Raw genomic sequence first — 16,716 nt, 5'->3', positions numbered from 1 at the left:
GTAGTGTTTCGATTTGTCCCAATTTATCTTTTGTGTTAAAATATTGTCATGAAAGCTAAAAAGATTCTATTAACAACGGCTGCACTTGCAGGAGTAGGGATTGCAGCTTATGCGACTAAAAAAACGTTGGACGAACGAAAAGAAGCTGAGCAGCGTGAGCAATTAGTTGCTGAAATTCGGAAAAGTTTGTCTGAGCTAGGCGATATTGCCACACTATATGTGCAATTATACAAGTCAGATGAGCATCGATTGGTTGGTGGTGTGGTGTATGAAGATGGTCGGCACCTCATATTTGTGTATGAAAATGGCGAATTGACCTATGAGGAAGAACAATGATTATTCCAGCAAATATAGAAGAATTGGCATCATTTGTGAAACGCGAAGGAAAGACTGTGTTCTTTTTCACAGCCGAGTGGTGTGGAGACTGTCGTTTTATTAAACCTTTTTTGCCTGAGATTGAAGCAGAGAATCCTGATTTTACCTTTGTTGAGGTCAATCGTGACGATTATATGGAAGTTGCCAAAAAGTGGGATGTGTATGGGATTCCTAGCCTAGTAGTCCTAGAAAATGGACAAGAAATTGGCCGTTTTGTTAATCGCGAGCGAAAAACGCAGACGCAAATCAATGAATTTTTAGCCCAGTTAAACTGAAGATATAGGAGAAATAATGATTTTTGCATATAATAAAGAGCATGTGGGTGACGTGCTAATGGTGATTGTTGCAGACGGTCAAGCTGCTAAGTTAGCTGCTGAACGCAAGGGCAACGTAGCGCGTGTTTATCGTTTGGACAATGGAGAAACGGTTGCTTGGAATATTTTTCAGATTTCTAATCTTGTTAATATTACCGAACGCGGTCAAGTCTTTTTGACAGATGAAGAAATTTCAATTCTGAATCAAGAATTGAGCCAAGCAGGTTTTGAGCCAGAATTGGTCAATGACCTTGAGCCGAAATTTGTGGTTGGTGAAATTGTGGAAATGGTAGCTCATCCAGATAGTGACCACCTTAATATTTGTCAAGTAAAAGTAGCAGCAGATAAAGTGGTTCAAATCGTAGCAGGTGCGCCTAATGCTAAAGTAGGTCTCAAGACGATTGTGGCGCTTCCGGGTGCTATGATGCCAAAGGGAAACTTGATTTTTCCTAGTGAGCTGCGTGGAGAAGAGAGTTTTGGTATGATGTGTAGTCCTCGCGAATTGCAGCTGCCAAACGCTCCGCAAAAACGTGGGATTATTGAATTAGCAAGTTCGGAAGTAGTAGGAACAGCCTTTGATCCAACTAAGCATTGGCAAGAGTAAAATAGAAATTAAGTTTTAATCGTGAATTTTCACGATTTTTTTCTTTTCTCTTACGAATAAATAGTTAGGAGGAAAACAAAATGTATAATAAAGTAATTTTAATCGGTCGCTTGGTGAATACACCAGAGTTAAACAAAACAGCTAATGATAAATCTGTGGCGCGTGCAACACTTGCGGTCAATCGTCGCTACAAAGGACAAAATGGTGAACGAGAAGCAGACTTCGTCAATGTCGTTGTTTGGGGCAAGTTAGCCGAAACATTGGCAAGTTATGCAAGTAAAGGCAGCTTGATTTCACTAGACGGCGAACTTCGCACTCGCCGCTATGAGAAGGACGGAGTGACGCATTATGTCACAGAAGTGCTTTGCAATGGTTTCCAGCTATTAGAAAGCCGTGCACAGCGAGCTCTTCGTGAGAATAATGCAGGTGCAGACTTGGCAGATTTGCTTCTGGAAGAAGAGGAATTGCCATTTTAATAAAGATAAGCTAGGCTGGACAACATCCAGTCTATTTGTCTTTAGTCAGCGAAAAAATTAGCATTTTATGCTTTCAATGATGTATGAATAATATGGGGAAGATAGAAGTCAACAGTCTGAGAATTGCATTTAGTTTTAACTTGAGTTTAAAAACAAGGAAGTTAGGGGGATTTTTCAAGTTTTTTACACTTCTTTTTCTTGGCGAGGTTTTGCTTTTTTGTATAAATATAATATAATAAACCTAGATAAAACAGAGTCTTCTGTTTAAGACTGATGATGATAAGGAGAAAAAATGGGAGCAGGTAAAGGACAAAAGCAATATCGCTATTATCGTAAATATCTATTATTTTTTCTGTTTGTCCTTGTATTGGCTGGCTTAGTTTTCCTCTATGTAAAAGGGAATTCATCAGATAGCAAGCAGGTCAAGATAGGAGCGACCTATATGACGATGAACAATGATTTTTATAAAACCTTAAATGCTGAAATTGAGAAAAAAACCAATCAACAAGGAAGTCGGATTTATGTGCGAGACCCAGAATTAGACGAAGACAAGCAAAGCCAACAGATTGATTATTTTGTTCAAGAAAGAGTAAATGTGATTGTTATAAACCCAGTTAAGAGTGACAGTCCAAAGATTCTGACTTCTTTAAATAAAGCCAGAAAAGCGGGAATCAAGATTATTGTCGTGGATGCACCTGTTAGCAAAGATGCTAAAGTTGATACTACTATTGTGTCAGACAATTATCAAGCCGGTGTGCTGATAGCTAAAGACATGATGAAACGTTTGTCAAGTGCGAATATCTTACTATTGGAACATCATAACGCTGTGTCTGCGATGGATCGGATTCAAGGATTTTTAGATACGATTAAAGGGCATCCTGCTTATCAGGTGGTTTCTGAGCGGGAAACATTGGGGCAAACGGAAGAAAGTATGCCTCAAGTAAAAAAAGCATTGAACGAAGGAATGCAATTTAATGTGGTCATGTCTTTAAATGATCGTGCTGCAATCGGAGCTCTCGCAGCCATAAAAGACCAAGGAGTGACAGATAAGATTGCTATCTATGGCGTAGATGGCTCGCCTGATATTAAGAATTTCCTTGCCAACACCAATGATATTCAAGGAACGGTTGCTCAGTCTCCGATTCAAATGGGCAGAAAGGTGACAGAAGTGATTGAGCGCATGATGAAGCATCAAGCTTACAAAGAGGAATATCTCATTCCTGTTCATTTGGTGAATAAAGATAATATCGGGCAATATACAATTACAGGGTGGCAATAATGAGACGAAATAAAAGTATTTTTTATAGCAAAATTGCTTTAATGGTCATCAATTTTATTGCCATTGTTTATAATGCTTCTATTTATCTTTTTGCAACGAATTATGTAGTGGCAAAAGGCTATGCTCATTCACTGCTAGGACGTTTGGATGCTATCCCAGGCTCGCCGAGCTTTAGTTTTTCGATGTCGATTGCCTTTTATGCTTGCTTATTGTTGGTTTTTTATTACCGTGAGAAGCATCCAAATCAGCTATCTGTTTATGATAAAGTAACTATTATTGAGATTTTGCTGATGTTGGTTATTTTTGCTGTCTTGCATTCTTCTTATAATGGTCTGATTCTATTGGTTTTTGCAGATATTTTTTACGGTTCTAAGGAATTTAACACCTCCAAAGATCGGAAATATTGGTTTTCTTTTATCGTTTTGAGCTTTAGTATGTTGCTCTTGTCCAACTATGACTTGATGTCGCTTTTTGTTAAATTGCCTTCGTTAGATACTTATATTCGTTTTTGTCCAGAATCTATTCGCATGGCACTCCTTTTTGGAAAGAATTTTCTCTTTTCACTAAATCTGGTTGTCTTTATGATTTCTTTGCTATTCTATATTTTATCTGCAATGACCGAAAAGCACCATATTGAAGAAGAGCTGCGGATGGCAGCGCAAGCCAATCGTGAGTTAAATAGTTATTTAGCCTTATCTGAAAAAATTGCGGAAGACCGTGAAAGAAAGCGGATTGCCAGAGAAATCCATGATACATTAGGGCATGCTTTGACAGGAATTTCAGCTGGGATTGATGCGGTTAAGGTTTTGGTGGATATTGACAAAAATCGTGCTAAGGAGCAGTTAGAAAATGTTTCTGTGGTTGTGCGAGACGGTATCCGTGATGTGCGAGGCTCGCTCAATAAAATGCGTCCCGGCGCTCTAGAAAACAATAGTTTAAAAGAAGCATTGCTCAAAATTATTCGAGAATATGAAGCCATTTCTAATTTAGAAATTCATTTTCTCTATGAATGGGGCACGATTGATTTGGATGTTGCAAAAGAGGATATTGTCTTTCGGGTGATTCAGGAGTCCATTACAAATTCAGTGCGGCATGGACATGCCAAGACGATTTGGATTGAATTATTGGAAAAAGAAAATTATATCATGACCATACAAGACGATGGGGTCGGCTTTGATGAGCTTCACTATGGTTTCGGTCTCAAACAAATGCAGGAGCGTTTGGCGATTATTGGTGGGAATGTTCATTTTGAAAATCGCAACGGTTTCTATACCTATATTGAAATTCCGAAAATAGGAGGAAAGAATGATTAAAGTTTTAATTGCAGATGATCAAGCCTTGATTCGTGAGTCTTTACAAATTATTTTATCGGCTCATTCAGATATTGAAGTGGTGGGAACAGTCGGTGACGGCAAGGAAGTGCTCGAAAAACTTCACCATGTACATCCAGATGTGATTTTGATGGACATTCGAATGCCTGTTATGGATGGCGTTCTCTGTACAAAGGCGGTCAAAGAACAATATCCAGATATCAAAATTATCATTCTAACAACTTTCGATGATGATGATTTCATTTTTTCAGCATTGAAATATGGCGCTTCTGGTTACATTTTAAAAGGAGTTTCTACTGAAGAATTGCACCAAGCCATTCAAACGGTTTACAAAGGTGGTGCTATGATTAACCCTAACATTGCTACCAAAGTGTTTAAAATCTTTTCACAAATGGCACAGTCCAATTTTGCTATTTCTGTTGCGGAAGAAAATGTGGAAGACATGAGTCAGACTGAGTGGAAGATTATTCAGCAAATTGGCTTTGGGGTATCAAACAAAGAAATTGCAGCTAAGTTATTTTTATCTGAAGGGACCGTGCGGAATTACTTGTCAGGCATTTTGACGAAATTAAATTTGCGAGATCGCACGCAATTAGCTATTTGGGCTGTGCAGACAGGTGTTACCCAACGTGATTTTAGTAAGGACAATGACAAATGAAGTGGCGGATGAGGTATTTGACGATGTTCGTCTCGGCTCTCCTTTTAGTGACCCTTAGCTTTGTTTTATGGACTTCCAATCAAAAAAAGATTTTGCGAATTGGAGTGTATGCAGGCAGCAGCTGGGACGTTCCGAATAGTCGTGAGAATAGAGTATTAGACAATATTATCCGCCAATTTGAAAAGTCACATCCCAATGTCAAAGTCGTCTATGAGAGCGGCATTCCTAAAAAGGACTATGACAATTGGCTAGCAGAAAAGATTCTAAAAGGTGAGCAGGCAGATGTATTTATGGTGCCTGAAAATGATTTTTCTATGTTAGCGGCTTCTGGGGCTTTTAAATCCTTGGATTCTTTGATTAGTAAGGAAGAGGCTGCAGCTTACTATCCAGTTGCTTATCAAGCTGGGCAATATCAGGGACACAGTTATGCTTTACCGATTGAAAGCAATCCTATCATGATGTGTGTCAATAAGGATTTGCTGGAAAAAGAAGGCATTTCGATTCCTGATTCCAATTGGACTTTAGAAGACTTATATGCGATTTGTCAAAAAGTAACAAAGGATACAGATGGTGACGGTCTGATTGACCAGTATGGTATTACGGATTATACTTGGAAACAGGCTCTGGTAGCTTATAATGGGCATTTGAGAAATCAAAGTGGTGTCAATGTTGATAGTGTGGAAATGCATCAAGCACTCTCCTTTATCAGTAAATTGGATTCATTAAATCAACGGTACAAGGTAACGTCAAATGATTTTGATGAAGGTAAGGTAGCCTTTTATCCCATGAGTTTGGCTCAATATCGAACCTACAAACCCTATCCCTATCATGTGGCAAAATATTCTAGATTTTCTTGGACCTGTATTCCTATGCCAGCCGCTAAAGCGGGCATTCCTGCAACACAAGTGAAAACGTCTCTTTTTGCTATGTCTTCAAAGACAAAACAGGATAAATTAGCTTGGGAGTTTATGAAATTGCTGTGTCAAAATCAAAAAAATCAGCAAGAACTATTTGCAAAATCACAAGGGACCTCTGTCTTGACATCAATTGTCAAAAGCAGTCAGACGAAAAAGATTTTACAGGCAGATGATTTTGGGCTAGATTCGCTGACATCGCAACGACTGGATCATATGATGAAGCATTCGGTGTTAGATATTAGCAGAGACTTAGATTATCATTCTTTGGAACGGCTGGATTATTTACTAGGAAATGCTCTCAAAAATAATGAAATAGACAGTATCTTACCAAGTATTCAAAGGGAAATGGAAGAAACAGGCAAATAGAGATTTAACGAAGAATAAATATCAAAATAGTCAGATGAGAGATTTAGCTCAAAGCTGGCTATTTTTCTTTTTGAAAAACTATATGACATTTGTCATATTTTAACTAACAAATGTCATCTTTACAAAGTGACATTTGACAATGTGAAACCGGTTCCATATTTAGTAAAATAAAGACAGAAATGAAGGAGGAAAGAACATGAAATATCTAGTACTAGTCAGTCATGGTGGACTAGCAGAAGGTGTGCAAAGCTCATTGAAGATGTTTGCTGGTGATAAGACCGACCAAGTCATTGCAGTAGGTCTAAAAGAAGGCAAGTCTGTTGATGATTTCGCTCTTGACTTTCGTCAAGCGTTAGCAAATCTGGGAACAGAAGATACGGTTTTGGTGTTGGCAGACATTGTCGGAGGAAGCCCTTTGACGACAGCTTGCAACGTTTTGTCAGAACTTGGCAAGTTAAACACGGCAGTCGTACTTGGTGGTCTCAATTTGACAATGGCACTCACAGGCTTAGTAATGAAAGATATGTTGGAAGGAAAAGACTTGGCACAAGCCATTCTCTCAGAAGCATCCGCAGCTCTGCAAGAATTTGATGTGACTGCTAGTGATGAAGATGACGAAGATGACATTTAAGAAGAAATAAAAGGAGATTTATCATGACAATTTCATTTGTACGTATTGATGACCGTATGATTCACGGTCAAACAGTAACTCGTTGGGCAAAAGAATATCCTTGTGACGGCTTAGTTGCTGTCAATAATGCTGCAGCAGGAAATGCAGTTTTGAAACAAGCCTACAAAGCAGCTTCTGATAAAAAAACATTCGTTTGGACAAAAGAAGCATGGAAAGAAAAATCACAAAAGGTATTGGATTCCGATAGTCGCTATTTCTTGATTACTAAAAATCCAATTGACATGAAAGAAATACTAGTTGATCAAGGTTTTGTGCCTGGTGATATCAAAGAAATTATTGTTGGTCCAGCCAATGACCGTCCAGGAGCTATTAAATTAGGAAATAACCAATCTATTACACAAGAGGAAGCGGAAGCGCTTGAAGCGATTCAAAAAGCTGGCTATAAAGTGAAATTCCAACTCTTGCCAGATGTGTCTATTGGCTACTGGGACGATTTCAAATCTAAATTTGGTTTTTAAAAAAATATAATAAGCATTAAGGAGGCTTTATTATGACAATTTCGTGGTTTCAAGCCGCTTTACTAGGGTTATTTGCCTGTCTGTCATCTATGCCTGGTTTAGGTGGTACTTCCATTGGTAACTATACTCTTGGACGCCCACTTGTAGGTGGCTTAGTTTCAGGACTGATCCTAGGAGATGTGAAATTAGGTATCATCTGTGGGGTTGCGATGCAGCTCGTTTATATCGCTTTGGTAACACCTGGTGGTACGGTTTCGGCTGACGTTCGTGCGGTTTCTTATATTGGAATTCCGTTGGCAATGGTAGCTATTCAATCGCAAGGACTATCACTTGACTCTGCAGACGCTGCTAACTTGGCTAAATCAATGGGAACACTCGTTGGTACAGTCGGTACAGTTCTTTTCTATGGTACAGCTACCATGAACTTGCTTTGGCAACATATTGGTTGGAAAGCTGTTGAAAAAGGTGAATTTAAACGCTTATATGTAGTAGACTGGGGCTTCCCTTGGATTTCACACTTGGTATTCTCATTCTTGCCAACCCTCATTATGTGTAAATTAGGTGCAGATGCAGTTACGGCCTTGAAAACGGCACTTCCATTGGACGGTATTCCAATGAAAACCCTCTTTACAGTCGGTTCTCTCCTTCCATGTGTCGGAATTGCAATCCTCTTGAAACAAATTGTTGAAAAAGCTGTCGATTTCATTCCATTCTTTGTTGGATTTACATTAGCAGCTTCATTAGGACTTAACCTTGTATCTTGTGCAGTCATTTCATTGATTTTCGCAGTATTATTCTATGAAATTCAAATGGCTAAAAATGTAAGAGCACAAGCAGCCGCAAGTGCAAGTTTTGATGATGACGACGATGAGGAGGATATTTAAAATGGTTAAATTAACGAAAAAAACATTAGGAAAATCTTTCCATCATTGGTATTATGGGAACTTAACTTGCTTCTCACAAGAACATATGCAAACATTTGGTTACCTAGCTTCAATGCTGCCAATCGTGGAAGAATTATATCCTAAAAAAGAAGACCAAGCCAAAGCAATGCACACTTACACTGCATTCTTCAACACAGAACCGCAATTAGGTGCTTTGATTGTAGGGATTACAGCTGGTCTAGAAGAAGCGCGTGCGAATGGGGCTGATGGAGTAGATGATGAAACGATTAACGGTCTTCGTGCTGGTCTGATGGGACCTGTTGCAGGGATTGGTGACTCATTGATTGTTGGTACCTTGATTCCGATTATACTAGGTATTGCTCTTGGTTTGTCAAATGGTGGTTCGCCACTTGGTGCCATTTTCTATATCGTTGTTTGGAACTTGCTCGCTTACTTTGGTATGAAATTTGCCTACTTTAAAGGCTATGAACTTGGAGACAAAGCGGTTGAATTTCTTGTCGGACCTCAAGGACAAGCTATCCGTAAGTCTGTTTCTATCATTGGTGGTATGGTCATCGGTGCAGTTGCAGCGACATGGGTACCTGTTAAGACAGCTTTCAAATTGAAAGACTCTTCAGGAAAGGCTTTCTTGGTACTGCAAGATCAATTAGATGGTGTTTATCCAGGTCTATTGACAGCTTTGTTTATTGTCTTTTGCTGGTGGTTGATGGCGAAGAAAAACCTTTCACCAATTAAGGTAATGTTGCTTCTCGTTGTAGTAGCCTTCCTTGGTGTATTGGTTGGATTCTTCAACCCAGGATTGAAATACTAAAAATAGGAGAAAATTATGACAGAACAAGAATTGATTCAAGGATATGAAACGGAAATTCAATATCAAAAACACATGATTGAAAATCTCGGACGTTGGTTTAGTCTCTTCTTTACCATTGCTAGTATCGGTCTTGTTCTGGTCTATTTCTTCCGTCAAACCAATCTCATTGCCTTTGTTCTTGGAATGATCCTAGCAGTGTTGGGAATATTAGCCATGCTCGTTTTTGGCTATGGTATTTACAAAGGACGATTGAATCTCAAAAAAGTCATTGATAATTTTGAAGAAAAATTAAGATTGGTTCGATAAAAATTTATTTGCTTTCCCCCTAAAAACTTTGTCGTTTGACAGAGTTTTTTTCTTGACTATTTCTGACCAAGTGATACAATAGAAAATGTAAATATTAGCACTCGCGCTCATGGAGTGCTAAAACAAGATATTGGAGGTAAACAAATGCTTAAACCATTAGGTGACCGTGTGGTCTTAAAAATAGAAGAAAAAGAACAGAAAGTTGGTGGTTTTGTCATTGCAGGTGCAGGACAAGACGCCACAAAGATGGCAAAAGTTGTGGCTGTCGGGGAAGGGATTCGTACACTCAACGGTGAACTCGTTGCGCCAAGCGTAAAAGCTGGTGACACCGTTCTCGTTGAAAGCCACGCGGGAATTGATGTTAAAGACGGCGAAGAAAAGTACCTCGTTGTCAATGAAGCAAATATTTTAGCGATTGTTGAATAAATAAAAATTTATAGAAAGAGGAATTGTAAAAATGGCAAAAGATATTAAATTTTCAGCGGATGCAAGAAGCGCCATGGTGCGTGGTGTTGATATTTTGGCAGATACCGTTAAAGTAACCTTAGGCCCTAAAGGGCGCAATGTCGTTCTTGAAAAATCATTTGGCTCACCACTCATCACAAATGACGGTGTCACCATTGCAAAAGAAATCGAACTCGAAGATCATTTTGAAAATATGGGAGCTAAGTTGGTGTCAGAAGTTGCATCAAAAACCAATGATATCGCTGGTGACGGAACAACTACTGCGACTGTGTTGACCCAAGCAATTGTCCGCGAAGGGATTAAAAATGTAACGGCTGGTGCAAACCCAATTGGCATTCGTCGTGGTATTGAAACAGCTGTTGCAACAGCTGTTGAAGCCTTAAAAGCAAACTCTGTTCCGGTTTCTAATAAAGAAGCCATTGCGCAAGTTGCAGCTGTCTCATCACGTTCTGAAAAAGTCGGAGAATACATTTCTGAAGCCATGGAAAAAGTTGGCAACGACGGTGTCATCACTATTGAAGAATCAAAAGGAATGGAAACAGAGCTAGATGTTGTTGAAGGTATGCAGTTTGACCGTGGCTATCTTTCTCAATACATGGTAACAGATAATGAAAAAATGGTTGCTGACTTAGATAATCCATATATTTTGATTACAGATAAGAAGATTTCTAATATCCAAGAAATTCTTCCTTTGTTGGAAAATATTTTGAAAACAAGCCGTCCGCTTTTGATTATCGCAGATGATGTAGATGGTGAAGCTCTTCCAACTCTTGTACTGAATAAAATCCGCGGTACTTTCAATGTAGTCGCTGTGAAGGCACCAGGATTTGGGGATCGTCGTAAAGCGATGCTAGAAGATATTGCGATTCTGACTGGTGGTACAGTGATTACAGAAGACCTTGGTTTGGAATTGAAAGATGCAACGATTGAAGCACTTGGACAAGCCTCAAAAGTAACTGTGGACAAAGATAGCACTGTTATCGTTGAAGGATCTGGTGATGCAGAAGCGATTGCCAACCGTGTGGCTGTCATTAAGTCACAAATCGAAAGTTCTACATCTGACTTCGACCGTGAAAAGCTCCAAGAACGCTTAGCGAAATTGTCAGGTGGTGTGGCTGTCATCAAAGTTGGTGCTGCAACAGAAACAGAACTCAAAGAAATGAAACTCCGCATCGAAGATGCCCTCAATGCGACTCGTGCAGCTGTTGAAGAAGGAATTGTTTCAGGTGGTGGAACAGCCTTTGTCAATGTTTTAAGTGCCGTTGAAGCACTAGACTTGTCAGGTGACGAAGCAACTGGTCGCAACATTGTTCTTCGAGCATTAGAAGAACCTGTTCGTCAAATCGCTCTGAATGCAGGATTTGAAGGTTCTATCGTCATTGACCGCTTGAAAAATTCGGAAGCAGGGACTGGTTTCAATGCTGCTACCGGTGAATGGGTGAATATGATTGATGCAGGAATTATTGACCCAGTCAAGGTTACTCGTTCTGCTCTTCAAAATGCAGCTTCAGTAGCGAGCCTCATCTTAACAACTGAAGCAGTTGTTGCTAACCAACCAGAACCAGCTAGCCCCGCTCCAGCAATGGATCCAAGCATGATGGGTGGAATGATGTAGTTTAAGAAATACAGTTCTTAATCATGTTCAATTTTGTACAAGATTACTTTTATATTAAAGTGTAAGCGTGTCCTCAAGGATAATAAAAAGAGAAGTGGTGATGGATTTATTGAATCCATCACCACTTCTCTTTTTATTATTTTTTAGTTTGGGCATATAAGATAGGTACAGAGAAGACAAACGAAACAGAATGATTGTTCATTGAATATTAGAGATTTATTCTCTCTTGCTGAATAAATTCGTGTTGCCATGAGAATGATATTCTATTCTGTCTATTTGTCACTACTCCCTTTCTGTGGTAAAATAGTGATATATTTCCAAGGAGGAAACGATGATTGATGTTGAAGAAATTCTGAGTAAGATGAATCCCAATCAAAAGATCAATTACGACCGCGTGATGCAAAAAATGGTCAAAGTTTGGGAGGCGGACCAGAAGCGTCCTACGATTTTAATGCACACCTGCTGTGCGCCTTGCTCCACTTATACGCTGGAGTATTTGACCCAGTATGCGGACGTGACGGTTTATTTTGCTAATTCAAATATTCATCCCAAAGCAGAATACCAGCGTCGTGCCTATGTTGCCCAAAAATTTGTTCACGATTTCAATGAAAATACTGGTAATCATGTTCAATATTTAGAAGCCCCCTATGAGCCACAAGAATTTTTCCGAACAGTACACGGTTTGGAAGAAGAGCCGGAAGGTGGCGATCGTTGTAAAGTTTGCTATGATTATCGCTTGGATAAAACAGCGCAAGTGGCGGTTGATTTGGGATTTGATTATTTTGGAAGCGCCTTGACAATCAGCCCTCATAAAAATTCGCAGACGATCAATAGCGTTGGAATTGAAGTGCAGAAAGTTTACGCAACGCAGTATCTTCCTAGTGATTTCAAGAAAAATCAAGGCTATAAGCGCTCGGTCGAAATGTGCGAGGAGTACGACATTTACCGCCAATGCTATTGTGGTTGTGTATTTGCAGCACAAGCACAAGGAATTGACCTCATTCAGATTAAAAAAGATGCGATAGCTTTTTTGAAAGGGAAAGATTTAGAAAAAGATTATTCGCATATTAAATTTACTGTCACGAATGGAGAATCCTAAAAATAACGCTTGTATTGGAGCTAATCGTGCTTCTTTGTACAAGGTTATTTTTGTTTATACATTTAGAAGTTTTATATCTTGACGTTATCAATATATTGTGTTATCATTTTCTTTGGCACAATATATGGTGGTTTGGCTGAGGCTGATAACCTGATATTGGATAGATTTGGGAGGTGCAGGAAGATAGTGATTATTTTAGCGGGCATGATTGGGGTAGGAAAGACGACCTACACTTATCGACTAGCCGAGGAATTAGGAACACAGCCATTTTTTGAACCGGTAGAAGAAAATCCTATTTTGGATAAGTATTATGAAGACCCTGATAAGTATGGTTTTGCTTTGCAGATTTATTTTCTAAATAAACGCTTTAAAATGATCAAAGCGGCTTATTATGATGACAATAATATTTTAGATCGTTCTATCTATGAAGACGCTCTGTTTACTTACATCAATACCTTAAAGGGCAGTATCAGTGAGCAAGAGTACAATATCTACTTGGAACTTTTGGACAATATGATGGAAGAAATCCAAGGTCTGCCTAAGAAAGCGCCAGATTTGTTAATTTATTTAGACGGTAGCTTCGATCACATTATGGACAATATCAAAAAACGTGGTCGCGATTATGAGCAACCAAATGAAGAAAATGGGCTAGCTGACTACTATCAACTGCTTTACAAGCATTATCAAAATTGGTATGAAGATTACAATTACAGTCCTAAAATGAGAATTGCAACGGATGATTTAGATATTGCAAATCCAAATGACTGGAATCACGTCTACCAACAAATTCAACAAAAAATGAAAACGATTGGGCTTGAAAAATAAATTCAATCAAGAAAGTCTCGAAAACACTTCGAGATTTTTATGTATATAAATAAAGAGGATAACAGATGATAACGGATAGACAAGCGAAAATTCTTCAAGAAGCAAGAGATTTTGTTTATGCTGAATTGAAAGACGAGACGAGCGGACATGACTGGTGGCATATTGTGCGTGTCACAAACAATGCTGTAGAAATTGCTAAACAAGAACAAGCAGATGTTTTTATTTGTGAGCTAGCTGCCTTGCTGCATGATATAGCTGACGGGAAATTAAATGAGAATGAAGGGGTGGGCCTGCAAAAGGTCAAGCAATGGCTACAGAATCATCAGGCTTCAGATGAGGAAACAGCTCATGTACTGGAGATTATTGCAACGATGTCATTTAAAGGTGGACATCAGCAGAAAAATGTTAGCACTTTGGAGGGGAAAATTGTTCAAGACGCCGACCGTTTAGATGCGATTGGAGCAATTGGAATAGCTCGAACTATGGCTTATTCAGGTCATATAGGGAGACCGATTCACGATCCAGATTTGCAGCCGAGAGAAAACATGACATTGGAAGAATATCGTACTGGGAAGAGTTCAGCTATCATGCATTTCTATGAGAAATTACTCAAATTAAAAGACATGATGAATACCGCTGCTGCTCAAAAAATGGCAGAAAGTAGACATCGCTTTTTGGAAGAATACTTAGATCAATTCTATGCTGAATGGAATGCGAAAAAGTGACAAATAAGATATGAAAAAGCTGAGAATGTAACTTCCCAGCTATTTTAATATGCCCAAAATGGCAGCTAGATTATTTACGAAAGGCATCAACGATATAGGTAAAACCAGCAATTAAAAATGCAAAAGCAACGGCATAAATGACAAAGACGCTTGTAGCTATTGGATTGAACAAAATGACTAATCTAAGCAGAAATACAAGTAGCGTCATCCACATGATGTTATTGCCAATAGCAGAGAAAATCAGTCCTAGACAATTACCTTTAAAGAAAGCAATAATGGCTTCTACAATTAACTAAATTCCTAAAATGGTTGGAATGATGAAAGGTAAGGTCACAATCCATAAGCAACGAGGTAAATAGCTAAGAGCAGGTTGATAATCTTTGGAAAAGATAAACAGGTGAGCGAAGCTCTTTTGGTACAGAGAAATAGCCTAAAATAGCTGCTATAGAAGCAACCAGTAAACCAAATGCAACCCACCAGCTGTAAGCAACAAGATTAGCTACTGGGTTTGTAAATAGAAAAAGTGCTAAAAAAACAAGAACAGTTCCTGCAAGGAATAGCAATAAACAATTAGAAAATTTCATATCTACATCCCCTATATAGTATAGTTTGATAGTGAAAGCATTTTAACTCTTTTGATGGGAGATGTCAAGAAAGGAAATAGATAGTTTGAGAATTTTAGTATGGCTTTTTGTGAAACAAAAAAGGCTGTTTTATTATTTTTTGTAACTATAACAAGGTTAGAAGATTATAAGTGGGAACAACAAAAAAGCCTATCATATAGGCTTTCTACTTAAATTTTATTATGCCCCCTACAGGGCTCGAACCTGTGACCCATGGATTAAGAGTCCACTGCTCTACCAACTGAGCTAAGGAGGCAACAGAAAAAGCTGTATTGGTGCCGGACCTTCACGATTTGTATTGAACCCGCGCAATTAAGCAGGTGGGCAACTCGCTCTAACTGAAGCTGCTTCCGCGTGAAACGGCCTGCAAGCTGTTAGAAGTCTTTTGTTTCCCTAATAATACAAAAAATAGTCGGTCAACACTTAAGTGTGAAGTCGTACACCACAGCGTTTCTATAATTATGATACCACAATTTTTGAAAAATTCAAGAGAAAAAATTGATTTTTTGCAAACGATACCACGATTTTTTAGTTGTTTTTTAATTGATCAATCTTATTTTTAGTCATGCCAAGGGCTCGTTCATACTTTCCATTTTCATTTGGAATGAAATAATCGGCATATTTTATTTTTTCAGGAAGATAATCTTGTTTCACCCAGTTACCAGGATAGTTATGTGGATATTTGTAATCCTGCGCATTTCCCAGCTCCTTGCTTCCGACGTAATGACCGTCTCGTAGATGACGGGGGATAGCGAGATTTCCGTTCTGGCGCAAGTCAGAGAGCGCCTTGTCCATGGCTACGTAGGCCGAGTTGGACTTAGGAGAGAGCGCTAGGTCAATGACAATGTTGGCAATGAGGATGCGAGCTTCTGGGAATCCGATTTTCTGAGCGGCTTCAAGTGCAGTCACCGTATGAATCTGAGCATCGGGGTTTGCCAGACCAATGTCCTCATAAGCGATGACCGTCAGACGTCGTGCAAGACTGGGAAGGTCTCCGGCTTCAATCAAGCGAGCTGCATAATGGAGACTGGCATTGACATCAGACCCGCGAATAGACTTCTGTAAGGCGGACAGAACGTCATAGTGCCCGTCTCCGTCCTTGTCCATAGTGATGTAGCTCTTTTGCAGGCTGTTTTCCATAATATCCAGAGTGATATGGCGAACGCCTGTATTATCTGATTGAGTAGAGAGAACTGCTAAATCTAGAGAATTAAAGGCTGAGCGCAAGTCTCCATTCGTGGAAGTGGCAATGAAATCCAGAGCGTCATCATCTAGCTGGACAGGAAAGTCAAAGCCTCGTTTGGTGTCCGTCAGGGCTGTTTGGATGGCTTGTTTAATATCATCATTTATCAGAGGTTCCAACTCGAAAATCTGTACCCGGCTGCGAATAGCGGGAGTGACGGAGAAAAAAGGATTTTCTGTTGTGGCACCAATCATGATGATTAGACCGTTTTCTAACAGAGGGAGGAGGAAGTCCTGCTTTGTCTTATCCAAGCGGTGAATCTCGTCTAACAGCAGCACCAAACCACCAGAGAATTTGGCTTCTTCCGCAATCTCTTGCAGACGCTTCTTACTATCAACAGTAGCATTAAAGGTCCGAAAAGCAAATTTGGTAGTTCCAGCAATAGCCGAAGCAATTGAAGTCTTGCCAATCCCTGGCGGACCATAGAGAATCATGGAAGACAGGCGATTGGCTTCCACCATGCGACGAATGATTTTTCCTTCACCGACCAGATGTTTCTGACCGATGACCTGATTGATATTTTTAGGCCGCATGCGAATCGCTAAATTGTCTGGCATACGTTTTCCTCCTTATTGGTATTCTTTTCAACTGTTCTAATTTATGTTACTATAGTTGTATCTATTTTAACAC

The 16,716-nt window shown here is 39.3% G+C and carries 19 protein-coding genes, 1 tRNA gene and 1 pseudogene; 18 read left to right on the top strand and 3 right to left on the bottom strand.

Translation table 11 applies throughout. The features are described from left to right. Positions 1-48: 48 nt before the first annotated feature. The 18 genes from HMPREF2984_RS01195 to HMPREF2984_RS01110 all read left to right on the top strand — a co-directional run bounded on the left by HMPREF2984_RS01195 (position 49) and on the right by HMPREF2984_RS01110 (position 14,220). Positions 49-336: a DUF4651 domain-containing protein gene (locus HMPREF2984_RS01195; RefSeq protein WP_059221210.1), complete on the top strand. Its 288-nt coding sequence runs from the start codon at positions 49-51 to the stop codon at positions 334-336. Then, positions 333-650 carry a thioredoxin family protein gene (locus HMPREF2984_RS01190; protein ID WP_003028520.1) on the top strand — a complete coding sequence of 106 codons (318 nt, stop codon included), beginning with the start codon at positions 333-335 and terminating at the stop codon, positions 648-650. The genes HMPREF2984_RS01195 and HMPREF2984_RS01190 overlap by 4 nt, the downstream gene beginning before the upstream one ends. A 16-nt stretch (positions 651-666) precedes the next feature. Beyond that, complete coding sequence (gene ytpR / locus HMPREF2984_RS01185) at positions 667-1,293, top strand: YtpR family tRNA-binding protein (protein WP_049533296.1); 627 nt, start codon at positions 667-669, stop codon at positions 1,291-1,293. Between the two features lie 80 nt (positions 1,294-1,373). Further along, positions 1,374-1,769, top strand: a complete 396-nt coding sequence (locus HMPREF2984_RS01180; protein ID WP_003028522.1) for a single-stranded DNA-binding protein — start codon at positions 1,374-1,376, stop codon at positions 1,767-1,769. Positions 1,770-2,061: 292 nt separating this feature from the next. After that, on the top strand, positions 2,062-3,048 hold the full coding sequence (locus tag HMPREF2984_RS01175) for a sugar ABC transporter substrate-binding protein (RefSeq protein ID WP_070670079.1): 987 nt from the start codon (positions 2,062-2,064) through the stop codon (positions 3,046-3,048). Beyond that, on the top strand, positions 3,048-4,361 hold the full coding sequence (locus tag HMPREF2984_RS01170; RefSeq protein WP_070670077.1) for a sensor histidine kinase: 1,314 nt from the start codon (positions 3,048-3,050) through the stop codon (positions 4,359-4,361). The genes HMPREF2984_RS01175 and HMPREF2984_RS01170 overlap by 1 nt, the downstream gene beginning before the upstream one ends. Then, the gene (locus HMPREF2984_RS01165; RefSeq protein WP_070670075.1) at positions 4,354-5,037 is read left to right on the top strand and encodes a response regulator transcription factor; all 684 of its coding nucleotides are present in this window, start codon (positions 4,354-4,356) and stop codon (positions 5,035-5,037) included. The genes HMPREF2984_RS01170 and HMPREF2984_RS01165 overlap by 8 nt, the downstream gene beginning before the upstream one ends. Continuing rightward, positions 5,034-6,320, top strand: a complete 1,287-nt coding sequence (locus tag HMPREF2984_RS01160; protein WP_049533299.1) for an ABC transporter substrate-binding protein — start codon at positions 5,034-5,036, stop codon at positions 6,318-6,320. Before HMPREF2984_RS01165 ends, HMPREF2984_RS01160 begins: the two co-directional genes overlap by 4 nt. 196 nt (positions 6,321-6,516) lie before the next feature. Further along, positions 6,517-6,951: a PTS sugar transporter subunit IIA gene (locus HMPREF2984_RS01155; RefSeq protein WP_003028528.1), complete on the top strand. Its 435-nt coding sequence runs from the start codon at positions 6,517-6,519 to the stop codon at positions 6,949-6,951. Between the two features lie 23 nt (positions 6,952-6,974). Then, positions 6,975-7,469 carry a PTS sugar transporter subunit IIB gene (locus tag HMPREF2984_RS01150; RefSeq protein ID WP_003030874.1) on the top strand — a complete coding sequence of 165 codons (495 nt, stop codon included), beginning with the start codon at positions 6,975-6,977 and terminating at the stop codon, positions 7,467-7,469. A gap of 32 nt (positions 7,470-7,501) precedes the next feature. Continuing rightward, positions 7,502-8,353: a PTS mannose/fructose/sorbose/N-acetylgalactosamine transporter subunit IIC gene (locus HMPREF2984_RS01145; protein WP_003030857.1), complete on the top strand. Its 852-nt coding sequence runs from the start codon at positions 7,502-7,504 to the stop codon at positions 8,351-8,353. Between the two features lies 1 nt (position 8,354). Then, positions 8,355-9,185 (top strand): PTS system mannose/fructose/sorbose family transporter subunit IID, encoded by an 831-nt coding sequence (locus HMPREF2984_RS01140; RefSeq protein ID WP_003035287.1) that lies wholly within the window; start codon positions 8,355-8,357, stop codon positions 9,183-9,185. A gap of 15 nt (positions 9,186-9,200) precedes the next feature. Beyond that, positions 9,201-9,491: a PTS fructose transporter subunit IA gene (locus tag HMPREF2984_RS01135; protein WP_070670073.1), complete on the top strand. Its 291-nt coding sequence runs from the start codon at positions 9,201-9,203 to the stop codon at positions 9,489-9,491. A gap of 144 nt (positions 9,492-9,635) precedes the next feature. Next, positions 9,636-9,917: a co-chaperone GroES gene (gene groES / locus HMPREF2984_RS01130; RefSeq protein WP_070670071.1), complete on the top strand. Its 282-nt coding sequence runs from the start codon at positions 9,636-9,638 to the stop codon at positions 9,915-9,917. Positions 9,918-9,948: 31 nt separating this feature from the next. Continuing rightward, positions 9,949-11,571, top strand: a complete 1,623-nt coding sequence (groL, locus tag HMPREF2984_RS01125) for a chaperonin GroEL (RefSeq protein ID WP_049513151.1) — start codon at positions 9,949-9,951, stop codon at positions 11,569-11,571. Between the two features lie 331 nt (positions 11,572-11,902). Next, a complete protein-coding gene (locus tag HMPREF2984_RS01120; RefSeq protein ID WP_070670069.1) occupies positions 11,903-12,670 on the top strand; it encodes an epoxyqueuosine reductase QueH in 768 nt (255 codons plus the stop codon). Between the two features lie 186 nt (positions 12,671-12,856). Next, on the top strand, positions 12,857-13,495 hold the full coding sequence (locus tag HMPREF2984_RS01115; protein ID WP_070670067.1) for a deoxynucleoside kinase: 639 nt from the start codon (positions 12,857-12,859) through the stop codon (positions 13,493-13,495). A gap of 65 nt (positions 13,496-13,560) precedes the next feature. After that, complete coding sequence (locus HMPREF2984_RS01110) at positions 13,561-14,220, top strand: HD domain-containing protein (RefSeq protein WP_070670065.1); 660 nt, start codon at positions 13,561-13,563, stop codon at positions 14,218-14,220. Between the two features lie 70 nt (positions 14,221-14,290). Here the strand turns inward: HMPREF2984_RS01110 and HMPREF2984_RS09310 are convergent. The 3 genes and pseudogenes from HMPREF2984_RS09310 to HMPREF2984_RS01095 form a co-directional block, all read right to left on the bottom strand. Further along, positions 14,291-14,804: pseudogene (locus HMPREF2984_RS09310) on the bottom strand (DUF308 domain-containing protein). Positions 14,805-15,026: 222 nt separating this feature from the next. Further along, positions 15,027-15,099, bottom strand: a tRNA-Lys gene (locus HMPREF2984_RS01100). A gap of 272 nt (positions 15,100-15,371) precedes the next feature. Further along, positions 15,372-16,643: a replication-associated recombination protein A gene (locus tag HMPREF2984_RS01095; RefSeq protein WP_049516989.1), complete on the bottom strand. Its 1,272-nt coding sequence runs from the start codon at positions 16,641-16,643 to the stop codon at positions 15,372-15,374. Between the last annotated feature and the right edge of the window lie 73 nt (positions 16,644-16,716).

It is taken from the genome of Streptococcus sp. HMSC066E07, from assembly GCF_001814695.1.
GTDB classification, from domain to species: Bacteria; Bacillota; Bacilli; order Lactobacillales; family Streptococcaceae; genus Streptococcus; species Streptococcus hominis.
Note: the sequence above shows the minus strand (reverse complement) of the source record. Positions and strands in the feature narration are given on the sequence as shown.